15 protein-coding genes are annotated in these 17,010 nt (G+C 71.4%); 10 read left to right on the top strand and 5 right to left on the bottom strand.

The genetic code is table 11. From position 1 onward, the window contains the following. Positions 1 to 137 precede the first annotated feature (137 nt). Entirely contained in the window at positions 138 to 1,802 is a 1,665-nt protein-coding gene (locus KF837_42920) for a hypothetical protein (protein ID MBX3234123.1), read from the top strand. Further along, positions 1,799 to 2,422: a carboxypeptidase regulatory-like domain-containing protein gene (locus tag KF837_42925; GenBank protein ID MBX3234124.1), complete on the top strand. Its 624-nt coding sequence runs from the start codon at positions 1,799 to 1,801 to the stop codon at positions 2,420 to 2,422. Before KF837_42920 ends, KF837_42925 begins: the two co-directional genes overlap by 4 nt. 5 nt (positions 2,423 to 2,427) lie before the next feature. On the opposite strand, the gene dnaJ is transcribed toward KF837_42925, so the two are convergent. Next, positions 2,428 to 3,549, bottom strand: a complete 1,122-nt coding sequence (gene dnaJ, locus KF837_42930) for a molecular chaperone DnaJ (protein MBX3234125.1) — start codon at positions 3,547 to 3,549, stop codon at positions 2,428 to 2,430. A gap of 64 nt (positions 3,550 to 3,613) precedes the next feature. On the opposite strand from dnaJ, the gene KF837_42935 reads away from it, so the two are divergent. Both KF837_42935 and KF837_42940 read left to right on the top strand, forming a co-directional pair. Then, positions 3,614 to 4,366 carry an HAD family hydrolase gene (locus KF837_42935; GenBank protein ID MBX3234126.1) on the top strand — a complete coding sequence of 251 codons (753 nt, stop codon included), beginning with the start codon at positions 3,614 to 3,616 and terminating at the stop codon, positions 4,364 to 4,366. After that, complete coding sequence (locus tag KF837_42940; protein ID MBX3234127.1) at positions 4,363 to 5,604, top strand: hypothetical protein; 1,242 nt, start codon at positions 4,363 to 4,365, stop codon at positions 5,602 to 5,604. The genes KF837_42935 and KF837_42940 overlap by 4 nt, the downstream gene beginning before the upstream one ends. A 27-nt stretch (positions 5,605 to 5,631) precedes the next feature. Here the strand turns inward: KF837_42940 and KF837_42945 are convergent, their stop codons facing one another. Then, positions 5,632 to 6,255, bottom strand: coding sequence for a hypothetical protein (locus tag KF837_42945; GenBank protein ID MBX3234128.1), 624 nt, complete (start codon positions 6,253 to 6,255; stop codon positions 5,632 to 5,634). 63 nt (positions 6,256 to 6,318) lie between these two features. Between KF837_42945 and KF837_42950 the strand changes: the two genes are divergently transcribed. After that, positions 6,319 to 7,056 carry a metallophosphoesterase family protein gene (locus KF837_42950; protein ID MBX3234129.1) on the top strand — a complete coding sequence of 246 codons (738 nt, stop codon included), beginning with the start codon at positions 6,319 to 6,321 and terminating at the stop codon, positions 7,054 to 7,056. A gap of 5 nt (positions 7,057 to 7,061) precedes the next feature. Here the strand turns inward: KF837_42950 and KF837_42955 are convergent, their stop codons facing one another. The 3 genes from KF837_42955 to KF837_42965 form a co-directional block, all read right to left on the bottom strand. Further along, on the bottom strand, positions 7,062 to 7,598 hold the full coding sequence (locus KF837_42955) for a hypothetical protein (protein ID MBX3234130.1): 537 nt from the start codon (positions 7,596 to 7,598) through the stop codon (positions 7,062 to 7,064). 112 nt (positions 7,599 to 7,710) lie between these two features. After that, positions 7,711 to 8,886, bottom strand: coding sequence for a hypothetical protein (locus tag KF837_42960; GenBank protein MBX3234131.1), 1,176 nt, complete (start codon positions 8,884 to 8,886; stop codon positions 7,711 to 7,713). Beyond that, positions 8,871 to 9,920, bottom strand: a complete 1,050-nt coding sequence (locus tag KF837_42965; GenBank protein ID MBX3234132.1) for an FHA domain-containing protein — start codon at positions 9,918 to 9,920, stop codon at positions 8,871 to 8,873. The genes KF837_42960 and KF837_42965 overlap by 16 nt, the downstream gene beginning before the upstream one ends. 62 nt (positions 9,921 to 9,982) lie before the next feature. Here KF837_42965 and KF837_42970 point away from each other — a divergent pair, with 62 nt between their 5' ends. From KF837_42970 to KF837_42990, 5 genes are all read left to right on the top strand, one after another. Then, positions 9,983 to 10,645 (top strand): hypothetical protein, encoded by a 663-nt coding sequence (locus tag KF837_42970; protein ID MBX3234133.1) that lies wholly within the window; start codon positions 9,983 to 9,985, stop codon positions 10,643 to 10,645. Between the two features lie 49 nt (positions 10,646 to 10,694). Further along, positions 10,695 to 11,882 (top strand): recombinase RecA, encoded by a 1,188-nt coding sequence (recA, locus tag KF837_42975; protein MBX3234134.1) that lies wholly within the window; start codon positions 10,695 to 10,697, stop codon positions 11,880 to 11,882. A 48-nt stretch (positions 11,883 to 11,930) separates the two neighbouring features. Beyond that, entirely contained in the window at positions 11,931 to 12,467 is a 537-nt protein-coding gene (locus tag KF837_42980) for a histidine phosphatase family protein (protein ID MBX3234135.1), read from the top strand. Between the two features lie 290 nt (positions 12,468 to 12,757). Further along, positions 12,758 to 13,594: a hypothetical protein gene (locus tag KF837_42985; protein ID MBX3234136.1), complete on the top strand. Its 837-nt coding sequence runs from the start codon at positions 12,758 to 12,760 to the stop codon at positions 13,592 to 13,594. Between the two features lie 532 nt (positions 13,595 to 14,126). Further along, positions 14,127 to 16,646: a hypothetical protein gene (locus KF837_42990; protein MBX3234137.1), complete on the top strand. Its 2,520-nt coding sequence runs from the start codon at positions 14,127 to 14,129 to the stop codon at positions 16,644 to 16,646. Positions 16,647 to 17,010: the final 364 nt, after the last annotated feature.

Genomic DNA, 17,010 nt, shown 5'->3' on the forward strand with positions numbered 1-17,010 from the left:
GGCGGTCCGCCGCCGGCCTCGTCGATCCCGGCGCGGGCGAGCGGCGCGGCCGTGTTGCGCGAATCGATCGGCGCGATCGTGCGCGGAAACAGGGATCGCACGCGAGCGCGGATCGCGCGTCGTCCATCGTTCGGGTGATGGCACGTCCGTCGCTCCATCGGGGCGCGATGCTGAAGCCCCACTCCTCGACGGCCGCCGCGTGCGTCCTCCTCACGATCGCGGCGGCGTGCGCTCCGCCGGCGAAGCTCGAGACGCGCGAGACGCGATCGGCCACCCTCGCGTCGCCGCGCGAAGAGGCGCCCGAGATCCCCGCCGCGATCGACATCCAGCCCGCGAACGGGACCACGTTCGGAGGCCGCACCGCCGAGCGCGCGGTCACGTTCAGCGGGTTCGCGACCGGCGCGGGCGTGACGATCGAGGTGCAGGTCCTCCGGAGCCCGACCGTCGCGATCGCCGACACGAGCTGGGTCACCCTCGCGACGACGGTGACGGAGGCGACGCCGACGACCTTCAACGATCCGACGCCCATCTTCCGCTGGCGCGTCACCGCGACGCCGGGGAGCACGCGCTGGCCGCTCGGCGGGCTCATGCGCTTCCGCACGATCGCGACCGACGCCGCGGGCCGCAAGACCGCGCTCCCGTTCTTCGACGAAAGCGCCGGGCTCTGCGTCGAGCGCCTCCGCGCGCGGTCGTGGCGCGAGGTCCTTGCACAATGCAAGAGTCCCTTCAGCCCCGACCTCGGCGGACCGATCACGAACCAGACGCGCGCGGCCGCGATCGTCTCGACCGGCCGCGAGCCCGGCAACGCCGGCTTCACGCCGCCGTACCTGAACCGGAAGGGTGAGATCACGGTCGAGGACACGAAGGCCTACTACGCCGCGATCGACGCGCCCGCGACGCTCGACGAATACAAGGAGCGCTTCGGGTTCGGGGAGAGCCGCGGCGAGGTCGAGACGACCTTCTTCAACGCCGGCGACCTCGGCATCGGGCGCGAGATGCACTGCCTCGAGAGCAAGGACGACGTGCTCGCGTGTTACGTCACGAACTACGGCGTGGACGCGGACGGCGCGCCGCTCTTCAACGGCGATCCCGACGCCGCGCTCGACGACGCGATCGCGCGGCGGAACGGCTTCGCCACCGTCGCGATGGCGAAATTCGGGACGAAGTACAACGACCCGCGCGGCAACGACGTGCAGTTCTTCGTCTACGGCGCGGACGGCGCGCTCGCGAACGAGGCGCAGCTCGACTCGACCGGGCAGAACAAGTCGATCCCGAACAACTGCACGAACTGCCACGGCGGCCGCTACGACACGCGGACGCGGAGGCTCACCGGCTCGACGTTCCTCCCCTTCGATCCGGAGGCCTTCCTCTTCTCCGAGCGCCGCGGCCTCGGGTTCGCGGACCAAGAGCGCGCGCTGAAGACGACGAACGAGATGATCGCGCGCGCCGGCGCGCCTCCCGTCGCGGTGCAGCTCGTGAGCGGGTTCTACGCGGGGCGATCGACCAACCTCGACTTCATCCCCGCGGGCTGGAGCGGCGACGAGGAGTCGAAGCTCCTCTACCGCGAGGTCTACAAACCGTACTGCCGCACGTGCCACGTCTCGCAGGTCGGGGACTACGCGTTCATGCGGATCGAGGACTTCAAGCTCGAGGCCGCGAAGACGATCGAGAGCGTGTGCGACGACAACCAGATGCCGATCGCGGAGACCACGATGGCGGCGTTCTGGAACAGCCCCGCGCGCGCGTACCTCGTCAACGCGCTCGGCGTCTCCACGCCGTGCGCGCCGAAGGGGGCACGATGAGGGCGGCGGTCTTCGGCGCGCTCCTCGTCGCGAGCGCGAGCTACGCCTGCTTCGAGCCGCCGCCTTCGATCCGGACGAGCCGCGACGACCTCGTCGAGGAGGAGGTGGACGACGACGTCGTCGAGGAGGACGCGACCGAGCCGCCGCAAGAGACCGCGCCGCCGCCGGAGATCGAGGACCGGCCCGCGCCGGAAGAGCCGCCGCCGCCCGACGCGTTCACGAACGCGAGCCCGTACGTCGCGCTCACGACGCAGGAGAGCAAGCGCCGTCACGGCGGCACGGCGAACGCGGGCAAGGACTGCATGAATTGCCACCTCCCCGGCATGGGCGCGCCGCCGTTCGCGATCGGAGGCACGGTGTACTCCACCGCGACCTCGAAGGCGGGCGCGCCGGAGGTGCAGGTCCGCATCGTCGATCCGAGCGGCGCGGAGATCGCGCTCGTCGGCACCGACTCGTCCGGCAACTTCTGGCTCCCCGGCAGGCGCCCGATCCCGCCCGGCTCGCGCGTCGCGATCCGAGACGGCACGCAGGTGCGCGCGATGGCGGGGACGATCGGCAGCGGCGCCTGCAACCAGTCCGGCTGCCACGTCCCGAACCGTCCGATCTGGCTCGGCGAGTAGGCGCCTCAGCCGAAGAGGTCGCGGAGCTTCTCCATGAAGCCTTTGCGGAGCGGCGTCACCTCTTCGCCGAGCTCCTTCGCGAGCTCCTCGATCAGCTCGCGCTGGCGGGGGGTGAGCTCGTGCGGGATCTCGACCGCGACCTCGACGCGTTGATCGCCGCGACCGATGCCGCCGCGGCGCGGCATGCCCTTGCCCTTGATGCGGAGCGTGGTGCCCGGCTGCGTGCCGGCGGGGACGCGCAGCTTTCCCTTGCCGTCGAGGGTGGGCACCTCGACCTCGGCGCCGAGCGCGACCTGGGTGAAGGTCAGCGGCACGGTGCAGAGGACGTCGTCGCCCGCGCGCTTGAAGAAGAGGTGCGGCTGGACCTTGATCTCGAGGTGGAGATCGCCGGCGGGTTTGTCGGAGCGCGATCGATTGCCGGCGGCGCTCACGACGCGCGTCGCGCCGTGCTCCACGCCGGGCGGGATCGTCACCTCGATCGTGTTCTCGGTCGTGATGAGGCCGGTGCCGCGGCAGCCGGTGCACGGCGTCGTCACGGTGGTGCCGCGCCCGCGGCAGCGCTGGCAGACGCGCTCGACCGCGATCGGGAGGATGCCTTGCTGGAAGCGCACGCGGCCGCGGCCGTTGCACGCGCTGCACGTCTCCGGCTGCGAGCCCGGCGCGGAGCCGCTCCCGCGACAGTCACCGCACGGCGTGATGCGGTCGTACTTCATCGTCTTCGTCGTGCCGAAGGCGGACTCCTCGAAGGTGATCTCGAGCTCGCGCTGGAGGTCGCCGCGATCGCCCTTGCCGACGCCGAAGACGCCGAGCAGATCGCCGAGGATGCCGTCGACCGCGATCTCGCTGAAGTCGACGACGCCGCCGGCGAACGGGCCGCTCGACGCGAACGGCGAGCCCGGCTCCTCCGCGCGGTGGCCGAAGCGATCGTACATCGCGCGCCGCTGCGGATCGGAGAGGACCTGGTACGCGGCGTTGATCTCCTTGAAGCGGAGCGCCGCCTTCGGATCGTCGGGGTTGCGATCGGGGTGGTGCTGCGCGGCGAGCTTCCGGAACGCCGTCTTCACCTCGTCCGGGCCCGCCGATTTGGCGATACCCAACGTCTCGTAGTGGTCGCGCGTCGCCGACATGATGAGGACCACCGGACGGTAGCACGGGGAGCGCCGCGCGCGGGGCTGTGCTAGCTACGCGCCCGTGCGAGCGCCGCCGGTCTACCACCGCCTCTCCGCGACGGAGCAGCGAGCGTTGCTCACGCGCGTCGTCGAACGGAGCCGCGCGAAGAAGGGCGCGCCCGTGCCGCTCGTGGTCTTCGACCTCGACGGGACGCTCATGGACAACCGCCCGCGCACGGCGCTCATCCTGCAAGAGCTCGCGGCGGAGCTCCGCGCGGAGGCGCACTCGAGCGCGGACCTGCTCGCCGCGACGAAGGTCGAGGACATCGCCTACCTCCTCCGCGAGTCGCTGAAGATCATCGGCGTCGAGCACGCGGAGCTGGTGGAGCGCGCGGAGTCGTTCTGGCGCGATCGCTTCTTCAGCGACGCGTACTTGAAGCACGACGTCGCGATCGCGGGGGCGGTCACGCTCGCGCAGGCCTGCTACGCCGCCGGCGCGACGCTGGTCTACTTCACGGGCCGCGACCTCCCGCTCATGAGCCTCGGCTCGTTCCAGAGCTTGCGCGATCTCGGGTTCCCGATCGGGGTGATCGGCACCGAGCTCGTGTGCAAGCCCGACGCGAAGATCCCGGACGAGCATTTCAAGCGAGAGGAGGCGCCGAAGCTGGCGCGCATCGGCGAGGTCGTCGCGACGTTCGACAACGAGCCTGGCAACTGCAACGCGTTCCTCGAGCTCTTCCCCGACGCCGAGAACGTCTTCGTCGACACGCAGCACCTGCCCGGCGCGCCCGCGCTCGCGGCGAAGGTCCACGTCGTACCGGACCTCTCGATGTGAAGGCGCACGTCCTCTCGCTAGGCCTCGTGCTCCTCGGCTGCTCGCTCTTCGGCTGCACGCTCCTCGGCTGCACGCGGTCCACCACGGCCGAGCCGACGAAGGGCGAGAGCCCGCAGGCGAGCGCGCAGCCCGCGCCGCTCGGGACCGCGACCGCGCCGGCGAGCGGCAGCCCGGTCGCGCTCGTCGAAGGAGGACCGCCGCCCGCGCCGATGCGTGGCGACGAGCCGCTCCCGGCCGACAGCCTCTCGAAGGAGGGCCCCGGCTACACGCTCTCGGCGGTGTTCCGCTTCCTCGATCTCGTGGGCCCGCAGCGCGCGCCGGAGGTGAACGCGGCCGGCATCGACGCGGCGCGGAGGTCGACGGAGCCGCGGATGGCGATCGAGCTCGGCGCCGCGCGGATGCGGCTCGTCTTCTCGCAAGGCACGGTGCTCCCCGACGAGACGGAGGTCCGCTCGCGCGCCGATCGCTACGGCCACGTCCTCGTCTGGCCCGGCGCGGCGACGTACCGGCCGCTCGCGCCCGGGGCGCTGCGAGCGCTCCTCGGCGAGCGCCGCCTCGACGTCGCGCCGATCACGCCCGCCGACGTCGTCACGAAGGGGGAGCAGGGCCGGCGCATCGGGATCCGCACGCGCAAGGTCGAGGTGACGACGCGCGCGGCGAAGGCGGAGATCGAGGTCGGCAAGCTGGAGGGGCTCGCGGAGGGCGGGGTCCTGCTATGTCGTGCGGTGCTCGACCTGCTCAGCGCGCCGCCGAGCACGCCGCTCTGCGCGCTCGACGAGCTCCCGGTCCGCGCCGAGATGCACTGGACCGGCTACGGCGCGTTCGTCTTCGAGGTCACCGCGTCGCTCCAGAAGAAGGAGATGCCGGTGGCGCCGCTGCTCGTCCCGCCGCAGGACGCGACCTTCGCGACCGCGCCGCTCCCACGCGGCGGCGTCACGCCGATGCTCTCCGCCGCGGAGCTCGGTGCGCTCCGCAGCGCCGACGTCGACGTGCCCCCCGTCCCCGGCGCGACCGACGCCCTCACGGTCGCGAACTCCACCTTCGAGCTACGCCTCCTGTATCTCGACGGCGTCGCGGTCGCGTGGGCCGCCCCCGGCGCCCGCAGCGAGGTCCGCGGCCTCAAGCGCGGCAAGTACGTCGCCCAGTGGCGCACCTTCCTCGGCGACAGCGTCGAACCCCCCGTAGCCCAGACCGTCCCCGGCATCGCGCAGGTAGGCACGCCGGAGACGGCGAAGTAGCGACGCGGGTCCGCTGCGCGGTCGTGATCACTCGTAGTCTTCCTTCGTGAACTCGACGTCGCCGGTGCCCGCCGCCTCCGCGCGGGCGCGGAGGGTCTCGACGATGCCGGTGATGACGTCGAGGCGGGTCGTGGGGAGGTAGTACTCGTCCTCGTCGACCTCCGGCATCGCGGCGAGGCGTTGCTCGATCTCTTCGCGCTCGCCGGGGTCGAGCACGAGGTGGGCGTTCCAGCCGGGCTCGTCCTCCATCGAGACCGCCTCGCGGCCCATGCCGAGCGGATTGAATGCAAGATACACGTTCGTGAAATAGAGGCGCCAGCCGCCGTAGTCGCCCTCCGCCCACCACTCGGCGCGGAACGACTGGCGCATCACCTCGCCGAGGTAGGCGCCGATCGCGGGGGCGATGACCTCGATGCTCTCGGGGCGCTCGCGGTAGGCCTCGCGTGCGTCGCGCACGTATTGATCGAGCAGGCTCAACGTCTCGGGCGTGCCGTCGAGGGCGACCTTGTACTTGCTCGCGACGTAACGCATGCACGCGGCGCAGAGCTCCGCGACCGCGGGTGGCGGAGGAGGAAGCGGGCCCGGCGCGGCCGCGGCTTCCTCGACGGTTAGCGCGCTCTTTCCATTGGTGTGGCCGTTCTCGTTGCCCATGCGTGACCGAGAACCATAAATCCGCTTCACGAAAGGAGAAAGTCGGACTAGCGTGTGAGGTCCATGCGCATCGGTATTTTCAGCGACATCCATGCGAACTTGGAGGCCCTCTCGGCGGTCCTCGAGGCGTATCGGAAGGAAAATATCGACGTCTACTACTGCCTCGGCGACACCGTCGGGTACGGCGGCTCGCCGAACGAGTGCGCCGATCTCGTACGCGACCTCGCCAAGGTCACGATCCTCGGCAACCACGACGCGGCCGTCTCCGGACGCATGGACTACTCGTACTACTACGAGGCCGCGCGGCACGCGCTCGACGTCCACGCCGCGATGATCTCGCCGGAGAACATGCAGTGGCTGAAGGGGCTCCCCTACCAGCACAAGCTCGACGACGTCGACGTGCTCCTCTGCCACGGCTCGCCGGTGCGCCTCGAGGAGTTCGAGTACATCTTCGCGCCGGAGCAGGCGCGCGAGTGCCTCCCGCTCTGGGACAAGCTCGGGCACATCACGCTCATCGGGCACTCGCACCTGTGCAAGGTGTTCGCGCTCACGAAGACGAGCGTGGAGGAGATGCCCGCCGTCGACTTCGAGCTCGCGCCCGACCGCAAGTACATCGTCTCGGTCGGCTCCGTCGGTCAGCCGCGCGACTTCGACAACCGCGCGAGCTTCACCGTCTACGACTCGGACAAGAAGCGCTTCGAGTTCAAGCGGATCGAGTACGACATCGAGCTCGCCGCCGACAAGGTGCTGCGCGCCCGCCTCGAGCGGAACTTCGCGCACCGCCTCTTCATCGGCGTCTAGCTAGCCTAGCCGCCGTCGGGCGGGTTCGGGTTCGCGCCGATCTGACAGCGCTTGGCGGCGTTGCAGTGGGCGTCTCGCTCTTGGTTCTCGCACGGCGTGCACGAGGAGCCGCCGGAGCTCGAGCTCGCCGAGATGCACGCGACGAGACGGGTGGTCTTGTCCCGGCTGTAGTCCCCGTTGTCCTTCGACGCGATCGCGGCGTTGTTGCACTGGCACTGCGTCTGCTGGCAGGCCGGCCCCTCGTAGATCGCGGTGCAGTCGCTGTCGCGCTCGCACGACTGATCGTAGTCGCTCGCGCGGAGGTCCTCCGGCGGCGGCGTCGTGGGGGCGCCGGAGGTGGAGGTCGTGGTGCTGCTCGAGCCCGGCGGGGCTCCCTCGTCCCCGCGGTTGCCGACCTGCGCGCCTTGGCCGCCGGTCGTGGCGATGCCTCCGTACTGGTCACCGTTCTCTCCGCCTTGATCGGCGCTCCCCGGTCCGCCGACACAGGCGACGACGAGGACGATGCTTCCGGCGGCGGCACAAACGGAGAGGGCGTGGCGCATGACGGTCATTGTCTCGCTCCTCCGGCGCGGAGGCAAAATGTCGGCGCAACCGACCAGATGTCGCCGCAAACCCGCCAGTCCGTCGGGCGTACATCGGCGAGCAGCGCGCGTCCTACGGCTGCGAGCGGGGTGCCGGGGGCAGAGCCCCCGGCGTTGAAGTGACGTCGCGCGCCCACGTCGTCACGTCGATCGTGAACGGCTGCTGCCGGATGCCGTTCGTGATCGTGCCCTCGACGCGGAACGAGACCGGAGCCCCGCGCTTCGGCTCCGCCTCGAACCGCGTCACCTTGCAGTCGCACGCCGCCGGCGGCGAGACGAACGGCGCGTCGGCGGGGAGGACGAGCTCCAGCTTCTGGACCGTCGCGCGCTTGCCGTCGCCGAGGAGCGCCGCCGCGACGCGCGCGCGCTTCTGCGGGATCGCGGCGATGCGCGAGGTCTCGCTCTCGATCAACGAGCCGAGCTCGATGCGCGTCCGCTCGCGCGCGGTCACGAGGACGACGCCTTGCGCGACGAGCTCGCCGATGTCGGTCTCGGGCACGACGCCCGCGTCGGTGCCGGCGCCGGCTTCGACGCCGGCGTCGCTCGGGAGCGCGAGCGTGAGCGTGGCGCGCGTCGCGGGGAGCTTCTCGAGGCCCTCGAGCGGCGTGGCGAGGACGTTGCGCCAGCGCGTGAGCTCGCGCACGCACGACGCGCGCGGGTTGGGGAGCAGCACCTCGCAGTGCTTCGGATCGCGGAGGACCAGCGCCTCGCACGTCGCGCGCGCGCTCGCGAGCGGCTCCGCCGCGCAGAGGCGCTGGTCACGCGCGGCGATCGCGACGCACGAGGCGACGCGGCCGCGCGCCGGCAGCGCCTCGAACTGGAGCGGGCACTGATCGGGCGCCTCTGCGATCATCGCGATCCAGCTCACGCACTGCCGCCGGAGCGACGCGGGCCCGATCGCGTCGCACGTCTCGCGCTTCTTGTCCTTCGCCGCCTCGAGGAGCCGGCACGCGTCGCGGAGCAACGTGTCGTAGCCGATCGCGCCGATCGCGTCGCCGACGAGCGGATCGAGCTTCGCGCGCTCGTTCACGCACGTGTCGAGGTTCACGAACCGATCCAGCTCCGCCTTCAGATCGCCGGGCGGCGCGGGCGGATCGATCGCGAGCTGGCCCTCGCCGAGGAGACCGGCGTCGAGCCCCGGGATCTCCGCCTTCGGAGGCGGCGGCTCGGACGGCGCCTCCTTCGGCTTGTCGTCACACGCGGCGAGCAAGAACGCCGCGAGCGCGAGTCGCTTCAGCGGAGCGAGCACCGGATCTCGTGCGAGGTGATCACGATCGTGTCGCCGTCGGCGAGCGCGCGGCGCGTGATGCGCTCGCCCGCGACGTAGACGCCGTTCGTCGAGCCGAGGTCGACGATGTACCAGGCGGATCCGACGCGCTCGATCGCGGCGTGCTGGCGCGAGACGTTCGGATCGTCGAGCCGGAGGTCGGCCTGCGTCTTCGAGCGGCCGAGGAGGAAGCGATCCTTGTCGACCTCGACGCGCTGGCCGCGATGCATGAGCACGAGCCGCTTGGGCGCGCTCGGGTTCGAGCCGGTGTCGCGGAGGCGGGCCGGGTTGCTCCCGCTGTCGCGCAGCGGATCGCGCGCGGGCGGCGGCGGCGCGCCGAAGGGCGGAGGCGCGGTGACCGGCGGCGCGAGCGGGCGCGAGCCGGGTGGCGGGAGCGGGCGCGTCGCGCGCGGGTTCATCGGTCCGGTCGGCACCGGCCGCTGGATCGCGGCAGGGACCGGGGGCTGGAGCGGCTGGATGGGCGTGGCCGCGCTCGGGTTGTTGCGGAGGTAGCGCGGCGTCGTGCGGGACTCTTCTCCCGGCTCGCGGATGTCGTCGTACGCGGGGCGGCCCGCAGCCGGGATCGGGCGCGTGGGCTCCGGCGGCGTGGGTCGCCGGATCGCGTCGCGGGTCTCGGTGCGCGCGAGGTCGCTGTCTTCCCAGCCCGCGTTCGAGTCGAACGAAGGCGCGCGCCGCGGCGCCGGCGCCGGCGGCATGTACGAGCGATCGAGATCGGAGAGGCCGGGCGCGTCGTGGGTCTCCTCGAGCGGGTCGCGATCGTGCATCGCGGGCGAGGCCCAGCGATCGGGCTCCGGCTCGGGGGGATCGTCCTCGACGTGGTAGCCGCGCGCTTCGGCGTAGGCCTCCATCGCCTCGCCGATGAGCTGATCGATGGACGCACCTTGCTCGCGCGCGAGCTGCTCGAAGGTCTGCCAGACCATTTCGCGCGACTGGAAGGTCCGCTGGTGCGAACGACGCTGCCCGTTGAGCCAGCGCTGGAGCCGTGCCTCGTCCACCTCGCCAACATCGTAGGGGGTCCATGGAAAGACCGTGGCAAAATATGATCGTCATGCTCGTCGTGCACCGGTCCGCGGTCGTCCTGCTCGCGCTCGCGTCGTGCAGCAGCGATCCCGAGGAGATCGACGATCCGGACCTGACGCCGATCACGACGAACCCCGACGGCGTTCCGTACCCGACCGATCACCTCGGCGGGCGTGAGCGGAGCCCGCTCCGGCCCGGCGATCGGATCCCGCCGTACACCTTCCGCGGGTACCGCGACGGCGATCGCTCGAAGGGGCTCCAGCCGATCGGCATCGCGGAGTACTTCGACCCCACGCAGTCACGGCACAAGGTCCTCCACGTTCAGCTCGCCGCGACGTGGTGCGGCATCTGCTCGGCGGAGCTGACGGCGACCGTGCCGGTGACGAAGGAGCTGAACGCGCGCGGGATCGCGCTCCTGCAGGTCGTGGTCGCCGGCGCGACCGCGAGCGCGGGGCCGTCGCAGGCGGAGCTCGACGGATGGGTCGATCGTCACGGATCGAACTTCCACACCGCGATCGACGTGGGCGCGCGGCGGCTCGGCGCGATCGGGGTGAACGGCTCCGCGATGCCGCACGATCTCCTCATCGACACGCGGACGATGGAGATCCTCGACTCTTCGCTGGGCGCGCCGCTCGACGTCGCGAAGTACGGGCAGGATGGACTTGATTTCGTTGAGAAAAACCCTCCTTCAACGTACTGAGCAAGAGGCTCCTTGACACTGAACAGAAGGACAGTATAGTCTCTCGACCATGGAAGAGAAGAACCGTCAGAAGGCGATCGAGCTCGCCGTCAGCAGCATCGAGAAGGAGTACGGCAAGGGCTCGATCATGCGTCTGAAGGACGGCGAGTCCGTCATCGGCGACGTCGACGCGATCCCGTCCGGTTCGATCGGCCTCGACATCGCGCTGGGCATCGGCGGCTACCCGAAAGGCCGCATCATCGAGGTCTACGGACCGGAGTCGAGCGGCAAGACCACGCTCACGCTCCACGCGATCGCGAACGTGCAGAAGGCGGGCGGCGTCGCGGCGTTCATCGACGCGGAGCACGCGCTCGATCCCGCGTACGCGCGGAAGCTCGGGGTGAAGACCGACGAGCTGCTCGTCTCGCAGCCGGACTACGGCGAGCAGGCGCTCGAGATCGCGGACATGCTCGTCCGCTCGAACGCGGTCGACATCATCATCGTCGACTCGGTGGCGGCGCTCGTTCCGAAGGCGGAAATCGAGGGCGACATGGGCGACAGCCACGTCGGCCTCCAGGCGCGCCTGATGAGCCAGGCGCTCCGCAAGCTCACGGGAACGGTGGCGCGCTCCAACTGCCTGCTCGTCTTCATCAACCAGATCCGCATGAAGATCGGCGTCATGTTCGGCTCGCCCGAGACGACCACCGGCGGCAACGCGCTCAAGTTCTACGCGTCGGTCCGCCTCGACATCCGGCGCATCGGCCAGATCAAGGAGGCCGCGTCGGGCGACAAGAAGGATCCCGTCGCGATCGGCAACCGCACGCGCGTGAAGGTCGTGAAGAACAAGATGGCGCCGCCCTTCCGCGAGGTCGAGTTCGACATCCTGTACGGCCACGGCATCTCGAAGGCGGGGGACCTCATCGACCTCGCGACGGACCTCGGCATCGTCGACAAGAGCGGCGCGTGGTTCTCGTACAACGGCGAGCGCATCGGCCAGGGCCGCGAGAACGCGAAGACCTACCTCGAGCAGCACCCGCAGCTGATGGACAAGCTCGAGGCGATGATCCTCGCGAAGCACAACATCAAGCCGCGCGGCGGCCAGGCGCCCTCGGTCGACACGAAGCCCGACGCCAAGGCCGACGCAAAAGACGCGAAGGGGAAGGACGGCAAGCCAGAGGTCGCTCCCGACGGGAAGCCCGTCGTGCGCATGGCCGCCCCACCCGCGAAGAACGGCGCGCCGACGAAGCCGGCGAACTGACCGCGAACTAGCTCCGAATCGCGCGCGTTTCGTTTTAGATTAGCGCGCGTGAAGCTCTACGTGATGCGGCACGGTCCTGCGGAGGACTCCTCGCCAACGGGTCGCGACGGCGATCGGGCGCTCACTCCCGACGGCCGAAACCGAACGCGCGCCGTGGCGAAGGCGCTGGTGGGCGAGAGCGAAGTCCCGCTCTCGATCCTCTCGAGCCCGCTCGTTCGGGCCTTGCAGACCGCGGAGATCGTGGCCGCGGAGACCGACCTGGCGCAGCGCGTCCGCGACGCGAAGGGCACCGGCGGATCGACGGGGGCGGTGGAGATTCGGCGGGAGATGGCTCCCGGGGGTGACGCGCTCGGGCTCGTGCGAGAGCTCGCCCGCACGGGGCGGAAGCGCGCCATGGTGGTCGGTCACGAGCCGGACCTTTCGATGCTCGTCTCGCAGCTGGTCGGGCGTCACCCCGAGCAGGGGATGCTCAAGTCGATGGTGGTGGGCATCAAGGTCGATCCGAAGGAGGGAGGCTCCGACGAGATCGTGACGGCCTTCCGCTTCATCCTCGACCCGAAGACCTTCGCCTGGCAACGGACCTGACCGTCCTGCGGCGTACCCGCGTCGAGCCCGCGTCAAGCGGTTCCGTATAGGGTCACGAAACGGGGCGTGGCGACACTTCCCCACCTTGGATTGGGGGCTTTTGCCCTCATATCCAAGTGCCTGTTATTTCATTGAAAACGCCGCTTCCTTGACACTCCGGGGGCCGTCCCTTACCCCCAAATGAGGCGCAACGAATGAGCATCCGAAAGCGCGTCACCACGCTCGATCACTGGCTGGCCCCGCGATGGTCGCGTGGGTCGGCGGCGGTCGCGCGGCAGGCGTCGCGGCCGGTGCTCGCGCCGCTCTCTGCGGCGGCCATCCGCGTGCCGGAGCGGCTCTCGGCCCAGCTCGCGCTCGTCTTCCCGAGCGCCTCGCCGCAGCTCTTCGTGCACGAGGGGGCCCGCCAGTCGCTCGAGCGGCGCCTCAAGGCGGCCTTCCCCGGCCGCACGGTGGTGCTCTCGATCACGGACAACCGCTGCTCGATCATCTCGCATTCGCTGAAGGGCGGGGTCCTGCACGCGCGCATCCACCACATGTTCCTCGACGCGGCGCCGCGGGTCGTGAGCGCGCTCGTCCGCTACCTCGCGACGGACGACCGCGCGGCGAGCCAAATCGTCAGCCACTACATCGAGGCGAACGGCGGCCGCCTCGCGCGGCGGCGTCCGCGCGCGATCCCGCTCTTCGCGAAGGGCCAGCACCACGACCTGCTCGCGATCTTCAACGACCTCAACCAGCGCTACTTCGACGGCGGCTGCCACGCGCTCATCACGTGGGGGAAGAAGACGAAGCGGAAGAGCCGCGAGCCGCGGCGCGCCATCCGGCTCGGCAGCTACTCGAACCTCGAGCGCGTCATCCGCATCCACCCCGTCCTCGATCGCTCATGGATCCCCCGCTACTTCGTGGCGTACATCGTCTACCACGAGATGCTGCACCACATGATCCCGTCGGCGCGCGGCACCTCGCGCCACGCGAGCGCCAACATCCTCTCCTCCCGCGGCGCGCCGGACTTCGCGTCCGCGCGGCGCACGCTCCACCCCCCGGAGTTCCTCGAGCGCGAACGCCAGTTCCGCAACTTCGACCGCGCCCTCGAATGGGAGCGCCGCCACATCAGCCGGCTTCTCAGGTAGAGAGGGGCTCTCTCGTTCGAGAGGGGCTCTGCCTCTCTCGTTCGAGAGGGGCTCTGCCCCTCTCGAGCTCTCCCCGCCGGGGGCCCTTCGCGCGTGCGGAGCACGCGCTCCGGCGCCCCCGGGCCCCCGCAGAGGGGTGCCCCGGCGCTCGGCGGCGCCTTGTCGGCGGCAGCGCCTTGTCGGCGGCGGCGCCTTGGGGAATGAACCTTTCACGTCGCGCGCTCACCAGCGTCGCGTGCAGTCTCTCTCGCCGCCAACCAACCACGCCGGGCCCTGCATCGGCGAGCAGCGGAGGATGCGCGCGTCTTCGCGCGCGTCCTACGGCTGCGAGCGGGGTGCAGGGGGCGCAGCCCCCTGCGTTGGCAAGCGAGCGGGGTGCAGGGGCCGCAGGCCCCTGCGTTGACCGAGAGATGATAGCCTCGTGTGCGCTGTGAGGTTTTTTCAGGTGGCTCTGTTTGCCGCGGTCGTTGCGTGCGGGCGGAAGGAGCCGGTGGCGCCGATTGGGACGAGCGGGAATGGGCCGAGTGGGCTCGTGCCGCTGAAGAAGCCGGGGGGGCCGCAGATCGTCAGCGGCAGTCTGGTCGCGGCGCTGGGCGAGCGGTCGCTCGGGCCTTACCTCGCGAAGCGGGGCAGCGGCGAGAAGAGCGCCGGGCTCGTCGCTTGGCTCACCGCGGCGGAGGGGCAGGGCCGGCGCGTCATCGTCGTTCCCGTCGACGGGGCGTCGGGGCAGCCGCGCGGCGGTGAGACCACCGTCGCGTACGTGCCGGTCGACACGATGACGCTCACGGTGCGGCCGATGCGCGGGCCGGCGCCTGGGTTCATCGTCGCGTGGACCGCGCTGACCGATCGCGGCAAGTCGCTGTGGTCGATCGCGGTCGGCGACAACGGCGCGGCGCGCGGGAAGCCGGTCGAGATCACGCGGAGCAACGACGACATCTCGTGGGTCGACGTCGTGCCGACCGATCGCGGCGCGGTCATGCTCTGGGCGGAGGAGACGCGCGGCGGAGACGCGAACCTCACCGCCGCGTCGCTCGACACCGACGGGAAGGTGCGCGAGTCCGCGGTGCGCGTCGCGCGGAGCGTCGTCGGGTGGCACGCGACCGAGCTGCCCGGCGGGCTCGGCCTCTCCACCATCGCCGCCGCGCCGCTCGACCCGAAGGCGCAGAAGACGCTGATGACCGGGACGCCGCGGAGCGGGGGCGCGCTGTCGTTCACGCGCCTCGACGCGGAGGGACATGCGTTCGCGACGCCGGTCGCGATCACGAGCGCGCCGGTGGTGAGCGGCGACGTCGAGGTCGTGCGCGACGGGAGCCGCGTCGTGTTCGCGTGGACCGACCGCTCGACGGAGGAGCCCGCCGTCGCCGTCGCGACGATCGACGACAAGAACCTCATCGAAGGTCCGCGCCGCGTGGCGGAGGCGCGCGGCGGCGCGGCGTTGCTCGGGCTCACGAGCGGGCCCGCCGGCGTCGCGGTCATGTTCGAGGCCCCGGCGCGGCGCAAGGACGAGAACCGACGCGTGCATGTTGCACGTATTGGGGACCGGCTCTACCTCGATCGGCCGGCGCTCACGATCGACACGATCGGCAAGACCTCGCCCGAGCTCTCGGCGACGGCGTCCGGGTTCGCCGTGCTCGCGACGGCGGCGGACTGCGAAGCCGACTCGCCCGCTTGCCCCAACGCGCCCGCCGTCGCGACCGTCTTTCGCACCGACGCGAAGGTCGGCCTCGTGCAGCGCGAGCCGCTCACGTTCCAGACCGATCCGGCCGCGCTCGGCTGGAACTTCTCCTGCGAGGGCGAGCAGTGCCTCGCCCTCGCCGCGTCGGGCAGCGCGCCGGCGCGCATCCGCGTCGTCGCGGTGAAGGCGCGCGAGAACACGAAGCCGCGCGCGCCGGTCGTCGCCTCCACCGCGACCGCGTTCGCTCGGATCGACGACGTCACCGCCGTCGCCTCCGGCGAGAGCGTGCTCCACCTCGCCGCCGCGCGCGCCGGCTACGGCGTCGTCGTCGCCACGCTCGGGGCGAAGGAGCGCCACCTCGATCGCGGCGCGGACAAGGAGCCGAGCGCGACCGTCACCGCGCGGGTCGTCGACGAGCAGGGGCACCCCGGCCGCGTCGAGGTCGTCGCGCCGAAGGCGCTCCCGAACGGCGGGGTCGGCGTCGCGTTCGCCGACAAGCCCGACGACGGCGGCGCGCTCGTCTGGGTCGGCCGCGACGGCGGCGACTCGCAGGTGCATGTTACACGCATCGATCGGCGCGGCCGGCGGCAGGCCGACAGCCTCCTCACCTCCGCGAAGGGCGAGAAGACCGACGTCACCGTGACGTGGGCCGGCAACGGCTACGTCGTCGCGTGGGTCGACACGCGGAGCGGCAACGGCGAGGTCTACGCGACGAAGCTGCAGCCGGACCTCACGCGCGTCGCGCGCGAGGAGCGCATCACCGACGCGCCCGGCGACGCGAGCGACCTCGTCGCCCTCGCGCGCGGCGAGCACGTCTGGCTCGCGTGGGCCGATCCGCGCGAGAGCCCGAGCGAGGGGCTCGCCGACATCTACGTCACCGCGGTGAAGAAGCTCGACGCGAAGCGCGTGTTCGACGAGCAGCGGATGCTCGCGACCGCGGCGCACTCGCGCACTCCGCGCATCGTCGACACGCCGGACGGGCCCGCGGTGGCGTGGATCGAGGAGGCGCCGGCGGGCTCGGAGTCGCCGAACGGCGGCGGCTTCGGCGCGTTCTGGATCCGCCTCGACGACACCGCGAAGCCGCTCGCGCGCCCGGCCCGCATCCCGCTCGCGGGCGAGGGCGCCGCCACCGCCGTCGCGATCGAGGGAGGCGCGAACGCGCGCGCCGTCGTCGCGCGCAGCATGATCGACGCGATCGCGCTCGACGGCGTCGACCTCACGACGTCGCCGCCGCGCGCCGCCGCGCTCCTCGCCCTCGACGGCCCGCCCTCGCTCGACGTCTCGCTCCTCTTCGTGAACGGCGTCCTCTACTTCAACGACGAAGGACCCACCGCCCCCGACCGCCGCGCCCGCCGCGCCCGCATCACATGGCGCTAGTCAACGTCGGGGGCTTCGCCCCCGACACCCCCACCCCAGACACGGCCCTCGCGCGGAGCGCTCGGGGCGCTTCGCGCCCGCTGGAGCGGCCGCTTCTGGGGCCCCCATGCAACCCCACCCCAGACACGGCCCTCGCGCTGCGCGCTCGGGGCGCTTCGCGCCCGCTTTCGCGGCCGCTTCTGGGGCCCCCATGCAACCCCACCCCAGACACGGCCCTCGCGCGGGGCGCTCGGGGCGCTTCGCGTCCGCTGGAGCGGCCGCTTCTGGGGCCCCTGCCGGGGCGCCCGAACGACACCGTGCGTGGTGGACGTGCGTGGGCGGCTCTGGGCATTTTGTTGGCGCTTGGGCTAATGGGTTGTCCGAG

Origin of the sequence: Labilithrix sp. (genome assembly GCA_019637155.1) — a bacterium.
Classification (GTDB): Bacteria; Myxococcota_A; Polyangia; order Polyangiales; family Polyangiaceae; genus Labilithrix.